Below are 24368 nucleotides of genomic sequence, written 5' to 3' on the forward strand. Positions count from 1 at the left end.
TTTACATAGAGTTAAAAGATTACATAAAAATAAAAAACCGTCACATGACGGCTTTTTATTTAGCAAACTACTCTTTTGTATAAAAATATTTAAGTCCTTTAGCATCTAACCACGCTGTCGCTCGATCTAATTCATTCCCTTGGCGATATGCTGTTTCAAATCTAACTAATCCTTGTTTATCTCCATATGAGATAATACGAGATTCATACCCCAGAGCATCCATCATTCCTAACATTTCTACTACTAACGCTGTACCAAATTCATACGTAACAACTTTACTAAATTTATTCACTATAATTCCAACTCCTTCTTGTTTTGTCGATTGTTCAATAGTTTGATTAGTAAACCAAACTAACGGCTTATTTCCCATTAACTTATTTAAATCACATTTTCCTATGCCAGCTACATTCCCTGTTTCTGTGTATTGCCAAATATCACATGGGTAGGCTGGTTTGTTACCACCATAACGAGGAATCCATACAAAATCACAATTGACATTTGCCATTCCAAATGGATCATACATATGATGAGCAATATATAAACCAACCTTCTTAGCTCCTAATCTGCGTAATTCATCAATAAAAGCTTGTGCACCCGCTCTCATATCGTTCATTGTTTTTACTTCTACGTCAGCTACCCAAACTGTTGCATTTTTATCACCACGGTTCCAAAAGTCTCTCGCCTCTATCCGTGCATCCTCTACTGAAACGAAACGACAGAACGCATAATTACCAAACGGAATATTTCTTGCTTTCATTGCTTGCACATAATTTTTATATAAAGGATCTACATAATTTGAACCATCTTGCACACGTGCAATTACAAAATCTAATTGTGGTGCTGCGATATCCCAGTTAATGTCGCCATTCCATTTCGAAATATCTACAATATAACCCATTATTTCACATCTCCTTTTTCATTATTATATTCAAAGCTTGTTTTTTTGCTATTATCAACTAATAAATAGTATGAAAGGTAGTGTATTATTGCGTAATATTTTAAAATTCGGCTTATGTATTGAGAAAATAAAATATTATTACAGGTTTAATAAGTAAAGACTTACAAAGCTCTAAACTATAATCAGTAGGAGGCCACAAGCAGTGCAATTCCCAGCTAATTTCTTAACTTCATCCGAATTTTGAGGTATGAATTTTACTCCCATTAAAGCGTGATACACAAAACCACCTTTCTGACAGGTGGTTTTGTGTACTAATTTACATATACATTGTTCATATTTTTATAGTTACATAATTATTAGTTACTTAATATACTTGTTAACTAAAAATAAGACAATTTTTCGTTTTATCTCACGTACTCATAGTACCATTTACGTGCATCTAACCAAGCTGTAAATTTATCGATATTTCCGGACGGATAGCCATTCGTTATAGCATAACCAATGCCATCTTTCTGAACGACAATTTGTCCATCAATACCCGCATCTACCATAGCTTGAGCCAAATCTTGTAAATTACTAAATGCTACACCGCCAGTTTTTACTTTGAGCAAGTCCGTTGCACCTCCTCCAGTTTGTCCTGTAAGAGCAAATACAATAGAATTAGCGATTTTATCAACATTCCATTTTGCCATGTCGGATTCATTATCAATAAATCCTAATTCAATAAGAATAGCCGGTGCTTTCGTTCCATTTAATACTGCTAAATCTGTACGTTGTTTCGCACCTCGATCACGCCATCCAATATCTTTTGCTAGTTGAGCTGAGATTTTAGCCGCCAAATCTTTCTGATCATAATACAAAACCTCAACACCCTGTCCATTTCCATCACTTGCATTAAGATGAAAAGAAATAACTAAATCCACAGCATGGGAATTGCTATTCCGAATGATATTATTTAAATTTTGTGATTGAGTTGTCCCTACCTCGTCCGTATCGTCATAAACCGTGTGTCCTAGGGACCTTAACTTAGTCGCCACAGCATCTTTAACTTGCCTATCTAGAACATGTTCTTTCCGATTCCCGAAATTAGCACCTTGAACAATACTATTGTGTCCTCCGTGCAAACTATATCTGGCCATTATTTATCAACATCTCCTTTCTTAATATCATATTCAAAACTTGTCTTATTGCTATTCCCACTTACAATCTTAACTGTACCCATACATCCTACATTTTCTAAAAGTGAAGGCAATTCGTTTTCGTTATAAAAAGTGGTGACACGAACAAAAAGCATCACCTTTTTGGCGATGCTTAAAAACTCTATTTTACGTTTTAATTCCCTAAAAACAGTTTAAGCTCATAGTGACCGAAACTATACTTATATTTCCTCCTCTTCCTTCACTGCCTCTTTCAACCTCTGCAACATATATCCAATTCCTTTACATCCTTCTAACGGATATGTAATCATTTCTTCTGGATATAGCTTTGTTACTACTTTTTTATGCTTTTTCCCTGCAAGTAAGACGATTTCGTCAAACTGTAGTAAACTTTTATCTACCATCTGTTTTTGTAATTGCTCTATACTTATTACCTTATCGCTCTTTGAATCAAACGCAAGATCATAGTTTTCTAGTACAATATCATTTGGCCTTAAAAATCCATGCTTCGCTGATAATATAACCCAATTCTCGAAAAACATAGTTGCATACGATTGACATGCTTTTCCGAACGGGCTAATATATACATCTTTTGCTTCCATTGGTCCATAACCTGGATACTTATCCCAAATTTTCTTCTTTCCGCATGGAATTATGCATAACCTTCTCATATATTTCTTACCTCTTCTCCTGCATAAGTAAAGTTAATTATTTTATACATTTTGCCCTCAACATGCTATATAATGATATTAAATATAAAAATTACATCTTTTACCATATAGCCATCTTTTTTACTAATAATTCACTTTTTTAAGATTTGAACCCCCATTACCCTATTTAAACATAGTACCCCTTGTAAATATTATAATACTATAAACAATAGTATATTTACTTTTCAAAGCCCTTAATAATAATTAAAGTATATAAATAACCAAATAGGATATCTTTAGAAGGAGGTGAACAAATGAAAAATATACTCCCTGCACTAGTACTCTATATTATTGTTTGCGTAATCGCTATGATTGCTCCAGCATCTCAAAGTTATAATCATGCGGGCTGGAAGTTGTTTGTTGGGCAAGCGTATGCTATACCTATTTTTCTCATTACAGCTATTATTACATTTTATATAAACAAGAAAAAATCTACGAATAAACAGTTATAAGGATAGCGAATGCTATCCTTATTTTAATTCATTGATCACATCCAAAATAACACTTGCAGTACTTTCTATCCTTTCTTCCGAAAAATCAAACGTGACACCTGTTTTTTCATATATTTCTTGTATAGATAAATTCCAATCTGCACTCGCACCTTCTTTAAAGAAAGCAATCGCTTTTTCTGGGTCTTCCCAGTAAATTTGAAACAATTGCATTGCTCCTATTTGTGCAATTGCATATTCAATTTTGTAAAAAGGAAACTGAACATAGTGAAAGGACTCTATCCAACTTGCACCGATTTCATCCTCTAATCCTGCAAGGTCGACTGTTGAATATTGATATCTTTTGCATAGTTCGGCGTATTTCTTATCACGTTCTTCTGGTGTATGGTTTGGATTCGCATAGATCCAGTGCTGGAATACATCTCCTGCAATTGACGACATTAATAAAGACAAAGCACGATATATTTGTACGCGTTGCACTTCTTTATATTCATCCTCTTGCTTATAAAAAACATTCAGCTTATCCATTACTAATAACTCAAGACTGAGGGAATAAAGTTCAGCCACCTCTTCGCGCAGATATCTTTCCTGCATACTACTATCGTTTTTAAATTGTTTATAAAAATGAAATGCATGCCCCACTTCATGTATAAGTGCATTAATTGCATAAAATGAAGGACTAAAATTAGAATACACAAAAACCTCTTTACTATGAGGCAAGGTAAAACAAATAGCTCCTGGTGCTTTATTTTCACGTTCTTCTACGTCAATGCATCCAGCTTTCCTTATATGAATAAATTTCTCATAAAAATATAAATCTGTCTTTCGAAATATTTCTTCCACACCATTTAATAAATCAATCACATTTTGGAATGGGACTTTTGGTAAATTACATGGAGAAAGATCCCAAGGGCGATACGTTTTTACACCGAGATTCTTTTTAGAAATACTTCCTAACTGTTTCCAAATTGGTACAACATACTTTTCTATAGATTCATGGAGCTTATAGCAATCATCAATACTGTAATCTCTGTTTTTTTGTTTAAAGGCATATTCACTATAATTATGAAATCCTGCATTTAAAGCGATCTCATTCCGCAATTGTATAAGTTCATTCATAATACGATCCACTTCTGGTTTCACTGCACTCCTTGCTTCACATAAAGCGTACCAAGCTTTTTCGCGAATAGCTCTATTTGGGTTATCTAGCTTTGCTTTAACGTGTGCATACGTCTTTTGCTCGCCTTCCCAATTAATTGTTATGTTAGACATTATTTCTCTATACTTCGTAATGCACTCTTGCTCTTTAATAGAAAGAGCAATGTTTTTTTCATTAAACATTTTACTCTTTACAAATCTTGCTTTTTTCATAAATGCATATTTTCGCTCGTCTAATAAGTTAGAAAACGGACACTCTATAAATTTTTGGTCAAACTTTGCATTGTATCTTTTTAAAAGTGGTTGAATTGTATTTTGATTATACATATGTAAATTACGTTTATTTCTGTCATTTGTATCTCTATACGTGGCGATTAAACTACTTGTTATCTTCTCTTCTATTTCAGCGTTTACACGCAATTCATCGAAAAGCCAATTTTCTAATTCTAAAACAGAAGTAATATTTCGCTCTAAAAGTGACTGTAATTTACTCTCCAAATCATTAAACATACACAACTCTCCTTTTAAAAATCTAATTTTCTGTTTTTTAGAGAAAGAAAAAGACAAGTAGCCAATCTGACTACTTGTCTTTTTGTTAAATCATACTCAATAATATTACGCTTGGAATGCTTCTGTTAATACTGGTACGATTTGTTTTTTACGAGATACTACACCTTTTAATGTAGCAGTATTGTTTTCTAGGGATACGTTGTATGCTTTCTCAACAACGTTTGCTGCTTTACCGATCGCAAGACCGACAGAATCGTTAGTTAAGATATCAGTTACAACGAATAAGAATAGGTCTAAACCTTTTTCTTCTACTACTGCAGAGATAACTTTTTCAAGTTCAGCTTGGTGTACAAGAACGTCATTTGTATCAACAGCGTTTACTTGTGCGATTTCAACTTTCGCATTACCCATTTGGAATTCTTTAGCGTCAAGAGAGATTAATTGCTCCATTGTTTTTCCGCTTAAGTCAGCACCAGCTTTTAACATTTCTAAGCCGTATTTATCAGCATCTACACCAGCGATTTCCGCTAATTCACGAGCTGCTGCTACGTCTTGCTCTGTGCAAGTTGGAGATTTGAATAGTAAAGAATCTGAAATGATTGCAGATAACATTAAACCTGCAACTTCTTTACGAATTGTAATGCCGTTTTCTTTGTACATTTTGTTTAAAATTGTAGCTGTACAACCAACTGGCTCACAACGGTAGTAAATAGGATCGCTTGTTTCAAAGTTAGCAATACGGTGATGGTCAATAACTTCTAACACACGAACTGATTCGATATCGTTAGCACTTTGTTGACGCTCGTTATGGTCAACTAAAATAACGTTGTCCACTTCGCTTGCAACTGTTTCAACAAAACGCGGTCCTTCTACTTTAAAATAGTCTAACGCAAATTGAGTTTCACCGCTGATTTCGCCTAAACGTACAGGCTCAGCATTCATTCCTAATTCTTTTTTCAATTCTGCATAAGCAATTGCAGAACAAATTGCATCTGTATCTGGGTTTTTATGCCCGAAAACTAGTACTTTTTCCATGTTTTCCACCTCTTCATGAAAAGGATATCTTAAAGAAGCAAATATGACAATATTTAAAGCATAATTTTTTATAAATAATTGCACTTTCTTCTATATTTTTCATCGTTTTTCGTAAAAAAGATCATCTAAAATGAATTAGATGATCGAAATGTATACTTTATTTAAAATAAAGTAGGAACTTGCGCTACATGATTTAGCACGTTATTTGATGGTAAACCGTTATTTACAAGGTTAACATCTATAACTTGATAAAATGCATTTCCAGTATCTGCGATTTCCCACACAGCTAAAATAAGGTGATATCCATTTCTATCAGTTGGCACATTTGCTTCATGTGTTACGGAAGTTCCAGGTCTAGCTCCTCCATCATTTTTTACATAGAAAGGCACTAAATCTAAATCAGACCTCGTTAAAGGCTTATTTGGATTCCAATCTTTCTTCGTAATATAATATTTCCACTCTTTCGTACTATGAGGAGCCGTTAGTTTCCACTTAAATGTATTCGTCCCACCGTTTAACGTAACTTTCTTCCACCTATCTACAGTCTGTACATCTAAAGCAGGGAAATGGCCAGCTCCTGCGATTTGACCATCCGAAGGTCCTAATTGCGGGAATCCACCTATTCCTTCTACACTTTGCGGCTCATATTGAATTGGACCGCAATTTACATTTACCCCTTGCTTACATAAATAAGAACGGCTCGCTGGTGATTCTACGTATCCATGAGCTGAAGCTTTTTCTGAAAAACCGAAAGTTAACAATCCTGTAAGTAATATCCCACCACTTAATATAACTTTCTTCACCTTCTGTAAACCTTTCGTTTTCATCTCGTCATCCCCTTTCCCATAATAAAGCGAAAATAACTATAGTTGCCTAGTCATCTTCTCTACATCCATTATAAGTCGAGGAACATTACGAAAAGAACCCTCTAAAAACTTTCTCAAATTCAATTAGCACATTAATTAAATTCAAATAACACCGCTAGAGAAATATAGACGGTGTTAAAAATCAAACTTTATTATTTTAAGCATGACAGCATTTTAATCATCACTTATAAAAATTTATAATAAATAACTGTTGCATCTAAATTACCATTTGGAGAAATTGCGTATTCTGGTATTTTTCCAGCTTCTTGATAATCTAATGATTTATATAATTTATTCGAAGGATCTCCTTCTCTAGTATCTAGCACTAAAAGAGTCCTGTTTTCTTGCTTCGCTCGTTCCTCTGCTTTGTGCATAAGTGAACGTCCAATGCCATTACGTCTAAAGTTTGGATGAGTCATTAACTTACAAATTTCAGCTCTATGAATCCCATTAGGCTTTGTAACTAAATGTAATTGAATACTCCCTGCCACTTCATTATTTATTTTAGCAACATATAAGATCACTTCTGGTGCTAAAACAGTTTCCCAATATTTCGCTGATTCTTTTTGATCCAGTGAAGGTAAAAAACCAATTGACGCCCCATCATTTACAACCGTTTTCAAAAGTTCAGAAAGCTCTTCCATATCATCATTTATTTTCTTAATCTCTTCAATTACTAAATTTTGCATTACTAATCCCCCTTTTGTTTCATTGTACCAATTTTTAAAGCAGGAATAATGATATACTAAGATGAAATTCTTTAAAACATGATTTTTTAGGGAAAGGATAACGATATGAAATATATAGTAGATAGAACATATGCAAAAGAATTACTCGAATGGGCATATGAACAAAACCCCGGTCCTTGGTTTGAACATTCAATAAATGTTGCTCAGGCAACTGAAAACATAATTATAGAACTTATTAAAAATGGGTATAACCTAGATGCTGATATAGCATATAATGCTGCCCTTTTGCATGATATCGGAAGATACAAATGTTTTACCAAATCGGTCATTCATTCCTATGATGGTTATATGTATATGAATGATTTAGGGTATACAGGAAACGCTGTTATTTGTGTTACACACTCCTTCCCATGCAAAAATGAACATATAGATATCGCAGCGGAGTGGAGTCTCGTTCCTGATCATATGAGAATCCAGTTAGTTGAAATATTGAATGAACATTGTAAATACGATTTATACAATAAAGTAATTACTCTTTGTGATGCTCTTGCTGACGCGGATGGTTTTACTACGCTGGAAAGAAGATTGATTTCCGTTGGTTTACGTCACGGTACAACGTCTCATACATCATTACATTGGAAAGGGTTTTATGCAATTAAGAAAGAATTAGAAGCTTTAATCGGTAAAAGCATATACACAGTTCTTCCTGATGTAGAGAATTCGATTTATGAAGATATAAAATATTAAAGTGAATACAAATTTAATTTCACATAAAAAACGTTTTAAACATAAAGTTTAAAACGTTTTTTTCTATTCAATGCTTATGATTTTTCAGTTCTGTTAAACACTCTTGCACTAAAGTTACTGCTTGACTCATGGCAGCTCCGCCAGCAAATGCGGCTGATACACCACACGCTTCCAGAATCTCTTTATCTGAACACCCTTGATCAAGACAACCCTTTGTATGATAAACGGTACAATATTCATCTTGCGTTGCTAGACTAATTCCTAATGCGATAAGTTGTTTTTCCCTTTTTGTTAAAGAACCCTCTTGAAAACAAGCTTGCGTGAATGCATTATATGTCTCAGCAATTTCAGGAATTTGGTTTGTAAAACTACCGATTCCTTCTTTATAATGATGTAGAACGTCATTTACTGAACTATGATGTTGTTCGTGTTCCATCTTATTATTACCCCCATTCAAATTATCTGTACCTACTGTAGTATGTGATGAAAAGAAGGCAATATACCTCATTTAATAGAACGAATATTCAGTTTATTTAAACTACAGTTTCAGACTATCATCCACTACCGCTTGTTCTTTAGAGTTTTTTCTTTGAACCTCTTTACTTCTCTCTTCCCAAAATGTTAAACCTTCAATCCCTACATTTTTAGGATCAAATACTGGATCTTTCCCTACTTTTTTCTGCGCTTCATAATCTTTTAACACTTTTAATGCGATTTTACTTAATAATAGAATCGCGATTAAGTTTAACCATGCCATACTACCAATTCCTAAATCTCCAAGATTCCATAAAAGCGACGCTGATTCTACGCTACCGATATAAACCATAATTAAAAACCCAATTTTTAATACTGATTTTAACCAGCTATATTTAACCTCACGATCTAAATAAGTAAGTGTCGTTTCAGCGATATAGTAGTAAGCGAGTAAAGTTGTAAATGCGAAGAAGAAAATTGCGATTGAAATGAATAATGGACCAAACCCAGTCATAACAGTTTCAACAGCTTGTTGTGTATAGATTGGACCAGCATCTACATTCCCCATATTCTTTACAATAGCGCTTTTCCCTTCAGGTATAACATTGTACATACCTGTTATTAAAATCATAAGAGCTGTCGCTGTACATACGACAATTGTATCAATGTATACGGAAAACGCTTGAACTAACCCTTGTTTTGCTGGGTGAGATACTTCAGCCGCAGCGGAACTATACGTCGCTTCTCCAACGCCAGCAACATTTGAAAATACAGCCCGCTTCACGCCCCATGCAATTGCTGCACCAACGATTCCGCCAAACATTTCATTTACACCGAAAGCACTTGAGAAAATTAAAGCAAACATACTTGGAATTTCCGTTACATTCGCAATTAATACGATACATGTAACAATTACATATCCAATTGCCATAAATGGAACGAGCATTTGAGAAACGCCGGCAATTCTCTTTACGCCACCAAAAATGATTGCTGCTAATAATACAACTAACAATATACCAGTTATATACTTGCTAATCCCATTAGAGTTTTCGAATCCAACTGCGATACTACTAGATTGAATACCTGGTAATAAAACACCATATGAAAGTGTTACAACGACTGCTACAATGATTGCAAACCATTTCATGTTTAAGCCTTTTTCAATGAAATACGGTGTACCACCGCGATATTCATTTCCAACTTTACTTTTATATACTTGAGATAATGTTGATTCAACAAATGCACTAGCTGCTCCTAATAGAGCCATTACCCACATCCAAAATACAGCTCCCGGCCCGCCAAAAGCGATAGCTGTCGCGACCCCTGCAATATTACCTATTCCAACCCTACCTGATAAAGCTAAACAAAATGCTTGAAAGGATGATATTCCCGTTTCTGAGCTCTTCCCTTCAAATAATAGTTTAATCATCTCTTTAAAATAACGAATTTGAAGAAAACGAGTTGCAATTGTAAAATACACACCTGCTCCTAACGCGAAAACAACTAAACCAATACTCCACACTTGCCCTACTAACCACTCTACTAATTGCTCCATCCAAATCCCCCTTATCATTCTTTAGAAAACTATTTTATATATAAGAAAACGGACAACTATTATGAAAACTTCCAGTTGTCCGTCTATCTCATTATTTCATCTCTCTATTACTTTATATTTACCCAAACACTTTTCACTTCTGTGTAATTATCAAGCGCATATGAACCTAACTCACGACCGATTCCAGATTGTTTAAATCCACCAAATGGTGCCGCTGCATTTTCTAAGTTATAATCATTAATCCATACCGTTCCTGCCTTTAATTTATTGGCAACTTGATGTCCTGTTTTAATATTTTGTGTCCATACGCCTGCAGCGAGTCCGTAAGAAGAGCGATTTGCTCTTTCGATTACTTCTTCCGTTGAATCAAATGGAAGTACAACGACAACTGGACCGAAGATTTCTTCCTTAACTATCGTCATATCGTCAGTAACATCTATGAATACGGTTGGCTGTACAAAATAACCTTTTTTAAATGCACGTTCACCACCAGCAGCAACAGTCGCGCCTTCAGCTTTTCCTTGTTCAATGTAATGTAGTACACGCTCTTGTTGCTTTTTAGATACGAGAGGACCCATTTCCGTTTCCTTCTCCATACCTGCTCCAAGTTTCACGTTATTCGCCATTTTTACTAGTTCATTTACGACTGTTTCGTAATGTTTTCGGTGAACGAACACGCGAGATCCAGCACTACAATTTTGGCCGTGATTATACATAATACCTTGGAATGCACCGTTAATCGCTTCTTCTAAATCAGCATCTTCTAAAATGATATTTGGTGATTTACCACCAAGTTCTAACGTTACATGTTTAATTGTTTCTGCAGATTGACGCATAATATATTTTCCTGTAACTGTTGAACCTGTGAAGGCTACTTTATCAATATCATGATGGTTTACAATTGCAGCTCCCGCTTCAGGGCCGAAACCTGGCACAAAGTTTACAACACCATCTGGAAAACCTGCTTCTTTAAAAAGTTTCGCTGTATATAATAACGATAAAGGAGTTTGCTCTGCTGGTTTTAATACGATCGTACAACCTGTTGCTAGTGCAGCTCCCATTTTCCAAGAAGACATAACGAGCGGAAAATTCCAAGGAATAATTTGACCTACAACGCCAACAGGTTCATGGCGTGTGTAATTTAAGTAATCTTTTGAAATCGGAATGGTTTGTCCGATAATTTTCGTAGCCCATCCCGCATAATAGCGATAATTTTCTACAGTCGCTGCAATATCATCATCCAGTGCTACTTGATATGGTTTCCCGTTATCTAAAGCTTCTAACTGCGCCAATTCTTCTCCATGCTCTTCAATTAAGTCTGCTAATTTATAAATAAGATGTGCTCTTTCAGCAGTAGTCATTTCTGCCCAAGGTCCTGATTCAAATGCAGATCTTGCCGCTTTTACTGCGACATCGATATCCTCTTCTTGTGCTTCGCATACGACCGCTAAAATATCTTCTGTTGCTGGATTGTATGTTTCAAACGTCTTCCCGCTAATTGAAGGAACAAATTCACCATTAATAAACATTTTAATTTCTTCATTTAAAAACGCTTTCACTTTTGGTTTTAGTTCAATGTTTTTCGTTAACATTTATGCTCTCCTCCTTATTTAAACAGCTGCATGAGCTGCAATTTTTGAAATAATCGTTTGAAGTTTTTGATCTTCTTCTTCAGTTAATCCGAGTCTCGGATAACGTGAAGGTCCTCCAGCTTGCCCGTGTAATTCCATTGATCGTTTCACAATTTGCACATACTTTCCTGATCCTTCAAGAAACTCGCAAAGAGGTAAAATAGCGTCGTTTATTTCCCAAGCTTTTTCTAATTCACCATTATGAAAATGCTCATACATTTTCGTAACAAGTCCCGGTACGATATTACCTGCTACTGAAACCCAGCCCGTCGCACCAACTAAATAAGATTCCATAACTAAATCTTCAGATCCACAGAATACTTGAAACGCACCTTCGCCTTGTCTTACTAAATCTCTCGCTTTTCGAATATCTCCGCTAGATTCTTTAATATGTGTAACATTTTCACACTCTTTTCCAATACGTAGCATGAGTTCTGTACTCATATCAACACCAGATGTAAACGGGTTATTGTATAACATAATTGGAATATTTACAGCGTTTGAGATTTCTTTAAAATGAAAATATATTTCCTCTTCTTTCGGTTTACAATAATACGAATTTATAATTAATGCACAATCCGCTCCATGCGCTTCTGCATGTTTCGTATATTCAATCGTCTCTTTCGTCGTCTCCGCAGCAGTTCCAACAATAACTGGTATACGACCATCAACTTCTTTTAATACTGTTTCTACCATTTTAAATCGTTCTTCTTTTGATAAACTCACAAACTCTCCTGTGCTTCCATTAATAATAATGCCAGCCACTTTTTGCTCAATAAAGTAGTTTACGTTTTGTTTTACACCGTTCCAATTAATCCCTTGCAACTCATCCATCGGTGTGATTAATACTGGAAATGCCCCTTTAATATTTTTCATATTTATCTCTCCCTTTACTATTTTATTTTAATAAAAATCCTGTCGGAAACGGATCTGTAGGATCTAATAGAAACGTCTGCATCCCTGTAATAAATCCTCTACTTTCAAAACGGAAAATGTAACCTATTTCTTCCTTCTTCACTTTTTCAACAGTTATAAAGCTATTACATATACTTTCATTTATAAAAGGTTTATCCGCTATATAATTATTTTTAAATAACGCGTGAACATAAGACACAATAGTAGAAATAAAACCTGGCGATCGTACGATAAAGTTATCTTCCTGAAAGGTAATCGACTTTATATGGTTCTTTTCTTTTTGCGAAGAATCTACTAAAATAAGCCTTTGTATTAACGACTGTTTTTGTATAGCTTGTAGTGTACTTTCTCCCCATTTTTTCAATTCAGAAATGTTTTCAATATGAATTTCTGGTGAATACGCATCTTTTTCTACAACTGCATATACTTTATCTGCCTGTATGAGAGAGTAACTTATATGTTCAACTTGTAAATTTTTCTCAATCATATAACATACTTTACTTTCAAACGAAACAGATACAACTTCATCATTCTCTACATACGCATGAACTAAAAATATGCCAGATAACGTTTCGATTTTGTATTGATTCGTCTCTCTCTTTTTTAAATATCCGCTTTCTAGTAACATCGTTATGACTGCGACAATACCTCCGTAATGAAGAGGTATTGACCCTTCGTGATTAAAAAATAATACAGCTGCATCAACTTCCGGATGAATAGAAGGAACGACGATACATCCGTTTAAACCGATAAAACCACGCGGTTCATTTAATAAAAGTTGCATTTCTTCTGCTAATTCACCTGAAAATTGTTCGTTTAATTGCTCTAAATTGTAGTAGTACTTGCATGGTACATCTTTTATTACACGGAATGCCTCGCCATTTACGTGTACGTCTACTGCTGTATACATTTTTTGAATGTTCATTTTACATCCTCCGTTTCATGTTCCATCGGCGGAATTAGCAAAAATCCTTCTTTCAGTGGATCCTTTTCATTGTAAAAAAATCTATGCATCCCCATAAGCCAAGCTGAACCTGTAATTTTCGTTACGACAGCTTCCATATTTGCAACATTTGTCGTATTTATAACGCACCCTTTAAATAAAGAACCAACAATACTCTCATGAACAAACTCTTCATTCATTTCAATTTTTTGGTTTGCGTATAATACAGCTAACTTCGCTGATGTTCCTGTACCACATGGAGATCGATCAATTCCTCCAGGCGGAACGACAACTGTGTTTTTCACATGCGCACTTTCATGGGTAGGATCTGTATAAAACTCCACGTGGGTTAATCCTCTAATAAACGAATGCTCTGGATGAATGATTTCAAATTTCTCATTAATGATATTTCTTATATGAATTGCCTTATCTATGATTGTAGATGCGTTTTCTGGTACTAACTCTAACCCTACTGATTTCGCATCGATAATGGCATAAAAATTCCCTCCATACGCAATATCCGCCTCTACAGTTCCAATGTCTTCGACGTCTACAGTAATGTGTTTCAGTAAAAAAGCTGGTATGTTACAAAAGGAGACTTCTTTCGCTTTTCCATCTTGAACAAAGATATCCACTTCAACTAAGCCGGCTGGCGTGTCTAACTTTAACGAGGTAATCGGTTCAACTACCGGAATTAAACCTGATTCAATTAAAGCTGTACATACACCAATTGTATCGTGACCACACATCGGTAAATATCCACCTGTCTCTATGTAAATAACACCAATATCTGCTTCAGGATGACACGGATCTGTTAATAGTGCTCCTGACATTACATCATGACCACGCGGTTCATTCATTAACAATTTGCGAATCCAGTCATACTCCTTTTTCATATATAACATCTTCTCTGCCATCGTCTCGCCTATTAACTTAGGCAGGCCGCTAATCAATGTTCTCGTTGGATTCCCACCCGTATGTGTATCAATCGTCGTAAAGACTCTTTGTGACCTCATCCGTTTAACACCCTTTCTGTAAAACGACTCAAACGAAGTGGTTCAATAGGAATGATTGTTTCTTTTTCATTTAATAACTCTTCAATCACTTTTCCTGTAACTGCGGCAAGACTAATGCCATCCCCCTCATGCCCTGCTGCTATAAAGTAATTTGGGATATGTTCCACACGTGAAATAATCGGCAAATGATCCTCTGTCCACGGGCGTAATCCAGCATAGGAACGAATCACCATCATATCCGCCATTTTCGGATAAAAACGTATTGCTCTGTTCGCAATACATTTAATAACCTCGTTATTTATCTTCGTATGAAACCCTACAAACTCTCTACTACTACCAATTAAAAAATTTTGGCTTTCTGTCGGCTCAAACACAAGAGCTACCCCATATTTTTCAGTTAAAGCATCCACTTTTCGTTGTCCGCCAAATTTAGAAATTAAATAACCAAATTCCATTACTTTACGGCAACCAACGTGTTGTTGCCTTGAAGCTACAATAATATGCCCTTTTCTCGGTTCAATTGGGATATTTACATCCAACATTTGTCCGATTTTCGGAGCCCACACACCCGCTGCGTTCACCACTTGCTTCGCAGTAAACGTCCCATTTGTCGTTTCTACAATAAAGGAACCTTCTTTATCTCTTCTCATTTCTTTTACTTCCGTATGATTAAAAGCCTTCGTACCATATTTCTTCGATTCTGCAAGAAGTGAAAAAGCAAGAAGATATGGATTTACAGTCGAATCTGTTGCGCATTCTAACCCGCCTAATAAATCATCTGCAAAAAATGGCGATTCTGCTCTTATATCTTGCCTATCAAGCATTCGAAACGGTAAACCCGCTTCTTTTTGACGATTCACCCATTGCTGCGCTGCTTCCATCTCTTCATCCGACTCACATACGAGAATACTTCCTGGTGCCCTATATTCAAATGAGTGCTCTAACTCTTCACTTAAATCCGTTACTAATTTTTGACTTACTAACGACATTTGACTATCAAATCCTGGGTCTTTATCAATAGCCAAAATATTTCCGTCACACCGTGAAGACGTCCCGCTGACAAATTCTCCTTTTTCAATGATTGTTACGTCTCTTCCGTATTTTGAAGTGTAATAAGCGATCGAGCAGCCAATAATACCGCCGCCAATTATTAAAACGTCGCAGTGCCTCACAAAATACTCCTCCTTCCCCTAAAGCTCTCACTTTCTTTTATGCAATTGACGTGCCAACTGTACATATATACAATTTTTATAAATAATATTTTTATTTGTAAAAATATTTTAAATTTATCGCAAATAAGTGTATTATTTTTTTATCACTGTCAAAATTTTTATACATAATAGGAGGACAATATGGCATTCTCATTTCCCACAATAAAAGAATTTCTAAAAATTTTATCCATTGATCATACATACTGCTTGCAACATATTGAGCAAATTAACGGAAAGTATTATTACCGCCCTTCTACTACAGAAAAATATAACTGCGCAGTAATATATAAAGATGAATCATTCACCGCTTTAATTGACGCGTTTTCCAATGAAATAGTCGTTATCATAATGAACGAAAATAAAGAGCCTATATGCTGTATAACAGCTCAGCAAATCATTCCGTTTCTTGTTAAGTCATACAATGAACTCCATTCTTTTTATAACACCGTAATACAAACAACGGATTCTTCCGTTACAGTCATCGATGATAAAGAACGCGTTTGCACCTGGACAGATGGCGCCGAGAAGATCTTTTCAGTCAAGCATAATGAGATTATTGGGCAACCTATCACTCGTTTTTTTGACTATAAAGATTTGGAAATTTTGCAATCATTACATGACGGAAAAAGTATAATCGCTCAGTTCCATCAACCTCGTCCAGATTTGTTCGTATTAATTAACTCAAATCCAGTTTATTGTAACGGTGAAATTATAGGAGCAGTCGTTTCAGAAACTGACGTTACAAATCAAGTCGCATTAAATGAAAAACTATTCAATATGTCACATGAAATGCACCGTTTAGAACAAGAAGTAGCAAAGTATAAAGATGAATCAGATCCTTTTCTTGCGATGAATGGAAAGAGCCCTGTTATACAAAGAACAATACAATTAGCTAGAAAAGTTTGTTCGGTGAAATCAACTGTTTTAATACTCGGTGAAAGTGGTGTTGGAAAAGAAGTATTTGCGAAAGCAATTCATGAAGCTAGTGAGGCAGCGAAGGCACCTTTTATTTCGATTAACTGTGGTGCCATTCCAGAGGCGTTATTTGAAAGCGAATTATTCGGGTATGAGCGCGGGGCGTTTTCTGGTGCAAATAGTAAAGGTAAGAAAGGTAAAATAGAGCTCGCCCAAGGCGGCACATTATTTCTTGATGAAATAGGAGAAATGCCGCTCGATATGCAAGTGAAGCTTTTGCGCGTACTACAAGAACGAAAATATTACCGAGTTGGTGGAGAAAAAGAGATTCATATTGACTTCCGTATTATCGCTGCTACCAATCGTGATTTACAAGAAGAAATGAGAAAAGGCACGTTCCGAGAAGATTTATACTATCGCCTAAATGTAGTTAGTTTGCATATTCCACCGCTGCGCGAAAGACGCGAAGATATTATTGAATTAACCTATTCTTTCCTAAACGATTTTTCAATCAACTATAACAGACCCATTCGCGACTTACCTTCAAGCATTATGCATGAACTGCTTCATTACAATTGGCCAGGTAATATTCGCGAGCTCCGTAACGTTATTGAAAGACTTGTCGTATTTGCGACTGACGGTATTATAAAGCAAGAATATTTACCATTTCATACAACCGAAACTTTAGATAATCATGCGGCTCATTCCTTATTACTCAGCAACAATAATACAATCCTCTCTTTACAAGAAGAGATGGAGGAACATGAGAAAAAGGTCATTGAGAGGGCTTTACGCATTTTGAATGGAAATAAATTAGAATGTGCGAAACAACTTGGTGTTACGAGAGCCACTTTATATAACCGTTTAAAAAAGCTCGGGTTACAATAAACCTTACCTCCTCTATATTGGCATAGTTTTTGCATTATATAATTTGTGCAAACCGAACTAGAGGAGGAATACATATGACGAATAAAGACCACTTAATTGTTTGTCGATGTGAAGAAGTTACATACGGTCAACTTCAATCGACAATTGCTGAATATAAATGCTCGGCAAGAGAATTAAAACTAAGAACACGTGCTGGCATGGGATTTTGCGGTGGCCGCACATGTAGAATGATGATAGATCGAATGATTGAACATGCTAATCCAGGCGTAACTACAAATGATATTCCATTGAAATATCAACCACCGGTACGAGCAGTTACTTTTGGATCGGTAGGTGAAAGTAAATGAGTAGAATTACACATCACCCTATTTTAGGAAGTTTAAATAATAGTAATCGCATTACTTTTCAATTTAATGGTCAACAATATGAAGCATATGAACATGAAACAATTGCGGCCGCTTTACTTGCAAACGGAATAAGAACATTAAGAGTGCACGAAGATAACGGGACACCGCGAGGTATTTACTGTAATATCGGACATTGTTCTGAATGCCGCGTCACAGTAAATAATCAAACGAACGTACGAGCATGCTTAACTGTTGTTGAAAAAGATATGGTTGTTGCTAGTGGTAAACAGCATCCAAATATCGTTAGAGAGATGGTGAAAAAGCGATGAATGATGTCATAATTATCGGAGCTGGCCCAGCGGGTTTATCAGCCTCTATCTCTTGCGCTCGATTTGGACTGAATGTACTTGTTATTGATGAATTTATGAAGCCTGGCGGAAGATTGTTAGGACAATTACATCAAGAACCTACTGGAGAATGGTGGAACGGGATAAAAGAATCAAAACGCCTTCACGAAGAAGCACAATCTCTTTCAGTTAATATTCAATGTGGTATTTCCGTCTATAATTTAGATAAAGATGAAAGTTCTTGGTTCGTCCATACGAATATCGGTACGTTAGAAGCACCTTTCGTTTTACTTGCTACTGGCGCTGCTGAGTACTCTATCCCTCTTCCTGGTTGGACACTCCCTGGGGTGATGTCAATTGGCGCTGCTCAAGTTATGACGAATGTACATCGTGTTCAAGTTGGGAAAAAAGGAATCATTATTGGTGCTAACATATTGTCATTTGCTATTTTGAATGAATTACAATTGGCAGGAATTAAAGTGGAACATATCGTCCTTCCTGAAAAAAGTGAATTAAGTCAACCGGCTGGTGAACCAGAAGAAGTTTTAAATTCTCTTTTAAATGCGGCTCATCTCGCTCCTTCTGCTTTTCTACGCATAGGTAGCCATTTTATGAAATATGACTGGATTCGAAAAGCCGGATTAACCTTCTATCCAAACAGCGGAATGAAAATAAACGGTACACCTCTTCACCTTCGAAAAGCAGCTCTTGAAATTATCGGAACAAATCAAGTTGAAGGTGTACGCGTTGCTAATATTGATACGAAAGGAAATATCGTAACCGGATCGGAACAAATATATGAAGCAGACTTCGTTTGTATTGCCGGTGGCTTATATCCTCTCGCTGAACTAGCCGCTGTAGCTGGCTGTCCGTTCCGTTACATTCCGGAATTAGGCGGGCATGTTCCTCTCCATTCCGAAACAATGGAAACCCCTCTTGCTGGTTTATTTGTAGCCGGGAATATAACTGGCATTGAAAGCGGGAAAATCGCCATGGCACAAGGAACTGTTGCTGGATATTCAATTGTAAAACAAGCAAATAAAAAATCCCATTCGGTGGAACAACAATTGCAACAAGCAATCCAACATGTACATGCGGTACGTCAACAAGCTGCCATTCAATTTAACCAAGGTGTTGATGTCGGTAGACGGAAAATGAATGAAATTTGGCGTGATTATTCCCTTGCATTTGCACATGCTAAAAAGAGCTGCTGAGAATACTCTCAACAGCTCTTTTTCCTACTCATCTGAGTTATTAAATTTCGCTAACGCGTAAATACCTTCTTCATCATCTAATTCAAGTTGTAATCTCGCCGCAAATGAATTGACATTATATTCTCTGTCAAGTAATAAGCGTAGTGCTTCGATTAAGTTCGCTTGAATTAAAATTTGTTGGCGACCATTTACCTCTACTTCAGCAGAAAAACCATAGTCATCGTCGTACATAAGTTCAACTAAAACTTCTTCTGGACCAACTTGTCTTTTTTCAGCGATATATACGCAAAGGGCATTGATCAGTTCTTGTTCAGAAATTTTTATCGTTTCCATGCTACTTCATCTTCCTTTTTCTTACGTTGATCTTTGAAGTATTTAAATGCACGAATTGCTAACATTACGATACCAGCCATTACTAACATATTTACCATAAACGCTAATACAGAACCAAGAGCTCCCATATTTGCAAATAAGCTACCCATTAGTAAACCACCAAGACCACCTAGTAATAAACCTTTCATAAAGCTTCCTTTATTACTTTTTGGTGCTGTGTTCGTTGCTTTTGTTTTTGAATCTGTTGTTGTTTTTTGTGAATTCACGTTACTATCTTTTTTGTTCAAATCAACTTTTGACTTTTGACCAGAACTTGGTGTGTATGATTTTTTACCAGATTTGTAACTCTTCGCTGCTGCGTGATCTACAAACATGAAGCTACTAGCTCCAAAGATAACCATGAATGCTGTCATGACTGCTACAAGTTTTTTCAACATATTATATCCATTCTCCTTTTATATAGATATATGTGAAATCTACCTTTCTAGTAAATTCAGAATGATAGATTTGTTTTTAAAAACATTTTAAAGGTTCTTATGAACTTATTATATGAACTTTTGTCGAAATATGCAAGCATTATTTACTTCCGACAGTTTGGTGACAAAGGAAAAATTAAGCAAAACAGAATTGACTTTAAATGAAACAAAACATATTATAGGTTCATAAGAACTTTTTATTATTTATGGAGGTGAAAAGATGGAAACATTTCATCTCACACGAAACGAAATGGCTACCCTTCTTCTATCATTAAGAGGATGGAATACGAAAAAGCCTCTCGGTATTTTACAAGAAGCTTGGGCAAAGTCACATAAAAAAGATATTGAAAGCGGACAAAGCGTAACTGCTTTTATTACTACCGCACTTTCACCTATTTTTGAAAAACTGATAAAAATTGACGATACAGACGTCGGTTTCTCTTTAAATGAAATAGTCGCGCTTGGCAATCAGATCGAAAACACAAGTTTCTCTGTAACTGCCATGCAAAACTGGGTGAAACGAGATATAAAAGAAATGATTGGCTCTCCTCAAAAAGGAAAAAAATATTCAATTGAACAAGCAGCCTTACTATTCATTGTTGAAGATTTAAAAACAGCACTTGATTTTGAATCCATTCGTAAGCTATTACGCCTTATCGTAAATGACCCAGCCGATCGAAGTGATGACTTAATCAATCCTGTTCATTTATATGGAGCATACTCTTCTCTATTTGAAGAACTCAATCAAGGGAATTGCTTACAATTAAATGCAACAGATACAATCCATACAATTGAAAACATCGTAAAAGAAAGAGCTGATAAAATTGCAAGCAAGTTCGATCAGGTTAATAACGAACAACGTGAAGCAATCCGTAACGCCATTATTATCGCCACACTTTCTGTACATACCGCTTATGTACAAATGTTAGCGAAACGTTACGTAACAGCAACTTTATTTTTACAGAACTTAGATGTGAAGCCGTAAAAAATAGGAGCAGAAATGCTCCTATTTTTTATGAGAAATTTTTAATAATCTTTTCATTCTCTCTTCATGAAAATTGAACTTATATACTTTACTATAATCCTTATAAAGGACATAAAAGAATTGAAATAGCAATCCCCTATACAAATAAGGTATAATCTACACATAGTGAATCTTTTATGTTATTAAGTATAAGGTTCACCTATTCAAAAATACATAAACTAGAAGGTGCAACAATGGTAAGTAGTTTTATTCATTCAGTATTAACGTTTTTTGAAGGATTAGGTTATTGGGGCATTATGCTTGGACTTATGATTGAGATTATCCCAAGTGAGATTGTCCTTGCTTATGCGGGATACTTAGTATTCAATGGTAGTATCTCATTTTTAGGCGCAGTTGTATTTGGTACAATTGGCGGTGTTATTGCTCAAATTTTTATTTATTGGCTTGGACGATACGGTGGACGACCTATATTAGAACGATACGGAAAATATATTTTCATTCATAAAAAACAAATAGACGCTGCTGAAGATTGGTTTAATCGTTACGGAACTGGCGTCATTTTTACAGCACGCTTCATTCCAGTAGTGCGTCATGCGATTTCAATTCCTGCTGGTATTACAAAAATGTCATTCCTACGTTTCACTACGTTAACAGCACTTGCAATCATCCCTTGGTCTATCATTTTCATTTATTTAGGTGAAAAACTAGGTGAGAATTGGGAAAATATTAACGATGTTGCAGGACCATATGTGAAATCATTCGCAATTGGTGGCGTCATACTTATTCTTTTATACTTCGTTATAAAAAAATGGGCAAAAAAGCGTAAAAATCTTGCGTAAAAATATAAATAAAAACCGCTATACTAAAAAAGGAACAGCTTATAGCCGTTCCTTTTTCTCCACACTTATTTCTCAGTATAAAAGTTTTGCACTGCTTCATCAAAGTAAATCCAGCCTTTCCAACCTAAATGAATTGTATCTTTTAAGAAATACTTATCATATTCATGGCCAGAGAAATCGACTACTGGATACCCAGCTTTCTCAACTTGTTCCCTAACTTTTTTATAATACACTTCACGGCGCTCTTTAGGGAAACCAGCGTAATCATACCACGGTCCATTTACAGGTACAGAAATAAAGAGCGGCTTGACATTTTTCTCTTTAAAAATATTTAAAACAATTTGTAAGTCATCATATTCTGGTGATTCTTCATACGATTCATTTGCTCTAAAGTTTTTTAAACCTTTTAACTTTTTCTTCAAATTATGTTTATAGTAATATGGATTTTCAATTCCGAATGTGTTTGTAGTAGATTCCGCTTTCCCTTCTTCTTCCGCATGTTTACGTGCATCTACCCAAGAAATTGAACGTAGTCCCACATTTGTTTTTTCTTTCATCGGCTCAATCTTAAATATGGAGTTAAATAAATCTCTATGATCTAAAATATTTCGATGCATATAAGCAAGTGGTTTAACTAAACCCGCTTTTACGTTATGTTTCGTATCATTAAATACAATACCTTCTAAGGAATTTTTTAATATATCATCTTCTTGAACAACTTTATAATCTAAAAGTCGTTTCGCAATTTGCTTCTTCATTTCTACATTTATTTTATCATTAAAAATAAAATGATATGCTTGTTGTTTAGAGAAATTGTTCGTAAAATCCCCCTGCGATACACCAGTCTTTGTAAACCATTGTGGTGATAAAACAAAGACTACTTTTTTACCTTCTAACTCATCCATTGTAGATGTCATATTTAATATATGAGCTAAACTTTGTGTACCGCCAATCCCAATTAAATATGGCGTAAAACCAGCGGGATTTACTTTGAAATAATTAGACGGATGATATGCATCCATTCGTAAAAATTCAGATGAACCGTACATCGGTAAATACTGCGAATTCTCTAACATTTTCTGTTGCAAGAATACACTTTGTAATTTTTCTTTTTGTAAGGAAGTTGCCGCATCTTCTACCTTCTTATCACTAATCAGTGATACTAAACTTTTCGATGGGATGAGTATGATAATAAAAAAAAGCACACACGCTAAAATTATGGGACCAAAGGCATGCTTCATTTTCATTTTTTATTCCTCTTCCTATCGCAATTAAATTGTAACCCTTGTCTTTGACACGTCATCATTTCTCTCCTTTTTCTCTATACATGTTCCATTCTATTTATCTATTATATACATGTATGTATTTCTTTCCTTGTTCTATTAAGACCTATATATAGCGCAAGAAAATGTTTCCATAGAAACACGTTAATTATACAAGATTCTACATACATTTCACACTGAAATTTTAGTAATAATTTTATTTTTTAACAATGAAAAAACATATGAAATGTCTAGAATTCTTCGGATGATGTATTGAGTTCAAAATATGATAATAAGCGCCCGCTATAATCAACTTCATGAGTATATATAAACCCTAGATTTCGTAAAAGTTTTTTCGAGTTCTCATTTGCTACTTTTACTCTAGCAATTATTCTTTTTACATTCATCATCTCTTTTGCATATTGAATGGAAGCCTTTGCTGCTTCTGACGCATATCCATTTCCCCAATATTCCGGATCAAGTAAATACATAATTTCTATTTCACCTGTTGCATCTATTTTTCTTAAACCACAATGTCCTAAAAGCTCTCCTGTATTTCTATTAACTAACAACCATACCCCGAAACCATACTGTTCCCAATGTGATATTAGTTGCATAATATAGTCCTTTGCTTCTTCCTTTGACATTCCCTTTGATTTAGCAAGCCATTTGCCAACAGCCTCTTCTTTTACTATGCTATAAAATTGATCAACATCTTCTATAATGGGCTTTCTCATGAATAACCTTTTTGTATGTATTACTTTCTTTTCTTCAAACATAAAACTTCATTCCCCTCCA

26 protein-coding genes are annotated in these 24368 nt (G+C 35.3%); 8 read left to right on the forward strand and 18 right to left on the reverse strand.

Translation table 11 applies throughout. The annotated features are described in order from the left end of the window. Nucleotides 1-67: 67 nt before the first annotated feature. From NLJ82_RS13265 to NLJ82_RS13275, 3 genes are all read right to left on the reverse strand, one after another. Complete coding sequence (locus NLJ82_RS13265) at nt 68-898, reverse strand: GH25 family lysozyme (RefSeq protein ID WP_000540609.1); 831 nt, start codon at nt 896-898, stop codon at nt 68-70. Nucleotides 899-1302: 404 nt separating this feature from the next. Next, the gene (locus NLJ82_RS13270; protein WP_000135297.1) at nt 1303-2037 is read right to left on the reverse strand and encodes an N-acetylmuramoyl-L-alanine amidase; all 735 of its coding nucleotides are present in this window, start codon (nt 2035-2037) and stop codon (nt 1303-1305) included. Between the two features lie 239 nt (nt 2038-2276). Then, complete coding sequence (locus NLJ82_RS13275) at nt 2277-2726, reverse strand: DUF6884 domain-containing protein (RefSeq protein ID WP_001253260.1); 450 nt, start codon at nt 2724-2726, stop codon at nt 2277-2279. Nucleotides 2727-3019: 293 nt separating this feature from the next. Here NLJ82_RS13275 and NLJ82_RS13280 point away from each other — a divergent pair, with 293 nt between their 5' ends. Further along, complete coding sequence (locus NLJ82_RS13280; RefSeq protein ID WP_000789869.1) at nt 3020-3217, forward strand: DUF4017 family protein; 198 nt, start codon at nt 3020-3022, stop codon at nt 3215-3217. Nucleotides 3218-3235: 18 nt separating this feature from the next. Here the strand turns inward: NLJ82_RS13280 and NLJ82_RS13285 are convergent, their stop codons facing one another. The 4 genes from NLJ82_RS13285 to NLJ82_RS13300 form a co-directional block, all read right to left on the reverse strand. Continuing rightward, nucleotides 3236-4882, reverse strand: a complete 1647-nt coding sequence (locus NLJ82_RS13285) for a M3 family oligoendopeptidase (RefSeq protein WP_000481355.1) — start codon at nt 4880-4882, stop codon at nt 3236-3238. 105 nt (nt 4883-4987) lie between these two features. Then, nucleotides 4988-5917, reverse strand: coding sequence for a manganese-dependent inorganic pyrophosphatase (gene ppaC, locus NLJ82_RS13290; protein WP_000416855.1), 930 nt, complete (start codon nt 5915-5917; stop codon nt 4988-4990). Nucleotides 5918-6078: 161 nt separating this feature from the next. Then, on the reverse strand, nt 6079-6744 hold the full coding sequence (locus NLJ82_RS13295) for a lytic polysaccharide monooxygenase (RefSeq protein ID WP_000850065.1): 666 nt from the start codon (nt 6742-6744) through the stop codon (nt 6079-6081). A gap of 224 nt (nt 6745-6968) precedes the next feature. Next, nucleotides 6969-7472, reverse strand: a complete 504-nt coding sequence (locus NLJ82_RS13300) for a GNAT family N-acetyltransferase (RefSeq protein WP_001180578.1) — start codon at nt 7470-7472, stop codon at nt 6969-6971. A 105-nt stretch (nt 7473-7577) separates the two neighbouring features. On the opposite strand from NLJ82_RS13300, the gene NLJ82_RS13305 reads away from it, so the two are divergent. Continuing rightward, nucleotides 7578-8219 carry an HD domain-containing protein gene (locus NLJ82_RS13305; protein WP_000875264.1) on the forward strand — a complete coding sequence of 214 codons (642 nt, stop codon included), beginning with the start codon at nt 7578-7580 and terminating at the stop codon, nt 8217-8219. Between the two features lie 67 nt (nt 8220-8286). Here the strand turns inward: NLJ82_RS13305 and NLJ82_RS13310 are convergent, their stop codons facing one another. The 7 genes from NLJ82_RS13310 to NLJ82_RS13340 form a co-directional block, all read right to left on the reverse strand. Continuing rightward, a complete protein-coding gene (locus NLJ82_RS13310; protein WP_162837244.1) occupies nt 8287-8727 on the reverse strand; it encodes a carboxymuconolactone decarboxylase in 441 nt (146 codons plus the stop codon). Nucleotides 8728-8757: 30 nt separating this feature from the next. Further along, nucleotides 8758-10248: an alanine/glycine:cation symporter family protein gene (locus NLJ82_RS13315; RefSeq protein ID WP_000437012.1), complete on the reverse strand. Its 1491-nt coding sequence runs from the start codon at nt 10246-10248 to the stop codon at nt 8758-8760. Nucleotides 10249-10355: 107 nt separating this feature from the next. Beyond that, on the reverse strand, nt 10356-11840 hold the full coding sequence (locus NLJ82_RS13320; RefSeq protein ID WP_000956376.1) for an aldehyde dehydrogenase family protein: 1485 nt from the start codon (nt 11838-11840) through the stop codon (nt 10356-10358). An 18-nt stretch (nt 11841-11858) separates the two neighbouring features. Next, nucleotides 11859-12755: a 4-hydroxy-tetrahydrodipicolinate synthase gene (gene dapA, locus NLJ82_RS13325; RefSeq protein ID WP_000789616.1), complete on the reverse strand. Its 897-nt coding sequence runs from the start codon at nt 12753-12755 to the stop codon at nt 11859-11861. 22 nt (nt 12756-12777) lie between these two features. Further along, a complete protein-coding gene (locus NLJ82_RS13330) occupies nt 12778-13719 on the reverse strand; it encodes a proline racemase family protein (RefSeq protein WP_001025541.1) in 942 nt (313 codons plus the stop codon). Further along, the gene (locus NLJ82_RS13335; protein WP_001257550.1) at nt 13716-14753 is read right to left on the reverse strand and encodes a proline racemase family protein; all 1038 of its coding nucleotides are present in this window, start codon (nt 14751-14753) and stop codon (nt 13716-13718) included. Before NLJ82_RS13335 ends, NLJ82_RS13330 begins: the two co-directional genes overlap by 4 nt. Continuing rightward, nucleotides 14750-15925 (reverse strand): NAD(P)/FAD-dependent oxidoreductase, encoded by a 1176-nt coding sequence (locus tag NLJ82_RS13340; RefSeq protein WP_001215253.1) that lies wholly within the window; start codon nt 15923-15925, stop codon nt 14750-14752. Before NLJ82_RS13340 ends, NLJ82_RS13335 begins: the two co-directional genes overlap by 4 nt. A gap of 180 nt (nt 15926-16105) precedes the next feature. Between NLJ82_RS13340 and NLJ82_RS13345 the strand changes: the two genes are divergently transcribed. The 4 genes from NLJ82_RS13345 (at nt 16106) to NLJ82_RS13360 (ending at nt 19675) form a co-directional block, all read left to right on the forward strand. Continuing rightward, nucleotides 16106-17767 carry a sigma-54 interaction domain-containing protein gene (locus NLJ82_RS13345; RefSeq protein WP_000885707.1) on the forward strand — a complete coding sequence of 554 codons (1662 nt, stop codon included), beginning with the start codon at nt 16106-16108 and terminating at the stop codon, nt 17765-17767. 74 nt (nt 17768-17841) lie between these two features. Next, nucleotides 17842-18114, forward strand: a complete 273-nt coding sequence (locus NLJ82_RS13350) for a (2Fe-2S)-binding protein (RefSeq protein ID WP_000182238.1) — start codon at nt 17842-17844, stop codon at nt 18112-18114. Next, on the forward strand, nt 18111-18443 hold the full coding sequence (locus NLJ82_RS13355) for a (2Fe-2S)-binding protein (protein WP_000087061.1): 333 nt from the start codon (nt 18111-18113) through the stop codon (nt 18441-18443). The genes NLJ82_RS13350 and NLJ82_RS13355 overlap by 4 nt, the downstream gene beginning before the upstream one ends. Beyond that, entirely contained in the window at nt 18440-19675 is a 1236-nt protein-coding gene (locus tag NLJ82_RS13360; protein ID WP_001000596.1) for an NAD(P)/FAD-dependent oxidoreductase, read from the forward strand. The genes NLJ82_RS13355 and NLJ82_RS13360 overlap by 4 nt, the downstream gene beginning before the upstream one ends. 24 nt (nt 19676-19699) lie before the next feature. Here the strand turns inward: NLJ82_RS13360 and NLJ82_RS13365 are convergent, their stop codons facing one another. Both NLJ82_RS13365 and NLJ82_RS13370 read right to left on the reverse strand, forming a co-directional pair. Beyond that, the gene (locus tag NLJ82_RS13365) at nt 19700-20008 is read right to left on the reverse strand and encodes a YxcD family protein (RefSeq protein WP_000447759.1); all 309 of its coding nucleotides are present in this window, start codon (nt 20006-20008) and stop codon (nt 19700-19702) included. Beyond that, nucleotides 19996-20445 (reverse strand): hypothetical protein, encoded by a 450-nt coding sequence (locus NLJ82_RS13370; protein WP_000914485.1) that lies wholly within the window; start codon nt 20443-20445, stop codon nt 19996-19998. The genes NLJ82_RS13365 and NLJ82_RS13370 overlap by 13 nt, the downstream gene beginning before the upstream one ends. A 259-nt stretch (nt 20446-20704) precedes the next feature. On the opposite strand from NLJ82_RS13370, the gene NLJ82_RS13375 reads away from it, so the two are divergent. Then, a complete protein-coding gene (locus NLJ82_RS13375) occupies nt 20705-21469 on the forward strand; it encodes a DUF1836 domain-containing protein (RefSeq protein WP_000447224.1) in 765 nt (254 codons plus the stop codon). A gap of 233 nt (nt 21470-21702) precedes the next feature. Beyond that, nucleotides 21703-22308, forward strand: coding sequence for an undecaprenyl phosphate transporter UptA (gene uptA / locus NLJ82_RS13380; RefSeq protein WP_000254822.1), 606 nt, complete (start codon nt 21703-21705; stop codon nt 22306-22308). A gap of 65 nt (nt 22309-22373) precedes the next feature. Here the strand turns inward: uptA and dltD are convergent, their stop codons facing one another. Further along, nucleotides 22374-23555 (reverse strand): D-alanyl-lipoteichoic acid biosynthesis protein DltD, encoded by a 1182-nt coding sequence (dltD, locus tag NLJ82_RS13385; RefSeq protein WP_000782319.1) that lies wholly within the window; start codon nt 23553-23555, stop codon nt 22374-22376. Nucleotides 23556-23821: 266 nt separating this feature from the next. Next, a complete protein-coding gene (locus NLJ82_RS13390) occupies nt 23822-24349 on the reverse strand; it encodes a GNAT family N-acetyltransferase (protein ID WP_000461338.1) in 528 nt (175 codons plus the stop codon). Nucleotides 24350-24368: the final 19 nt, after the last annotated feature.

It is taken from the genome of Bacillus paranthracis (assembly GCF_024296885.1).
Classification (GTDB): Bacteria; Bacillota; Bacilli; order Bacillales; family Bacillaceae_G; genus Bacillus_A; species Bacillus_A paranthracis.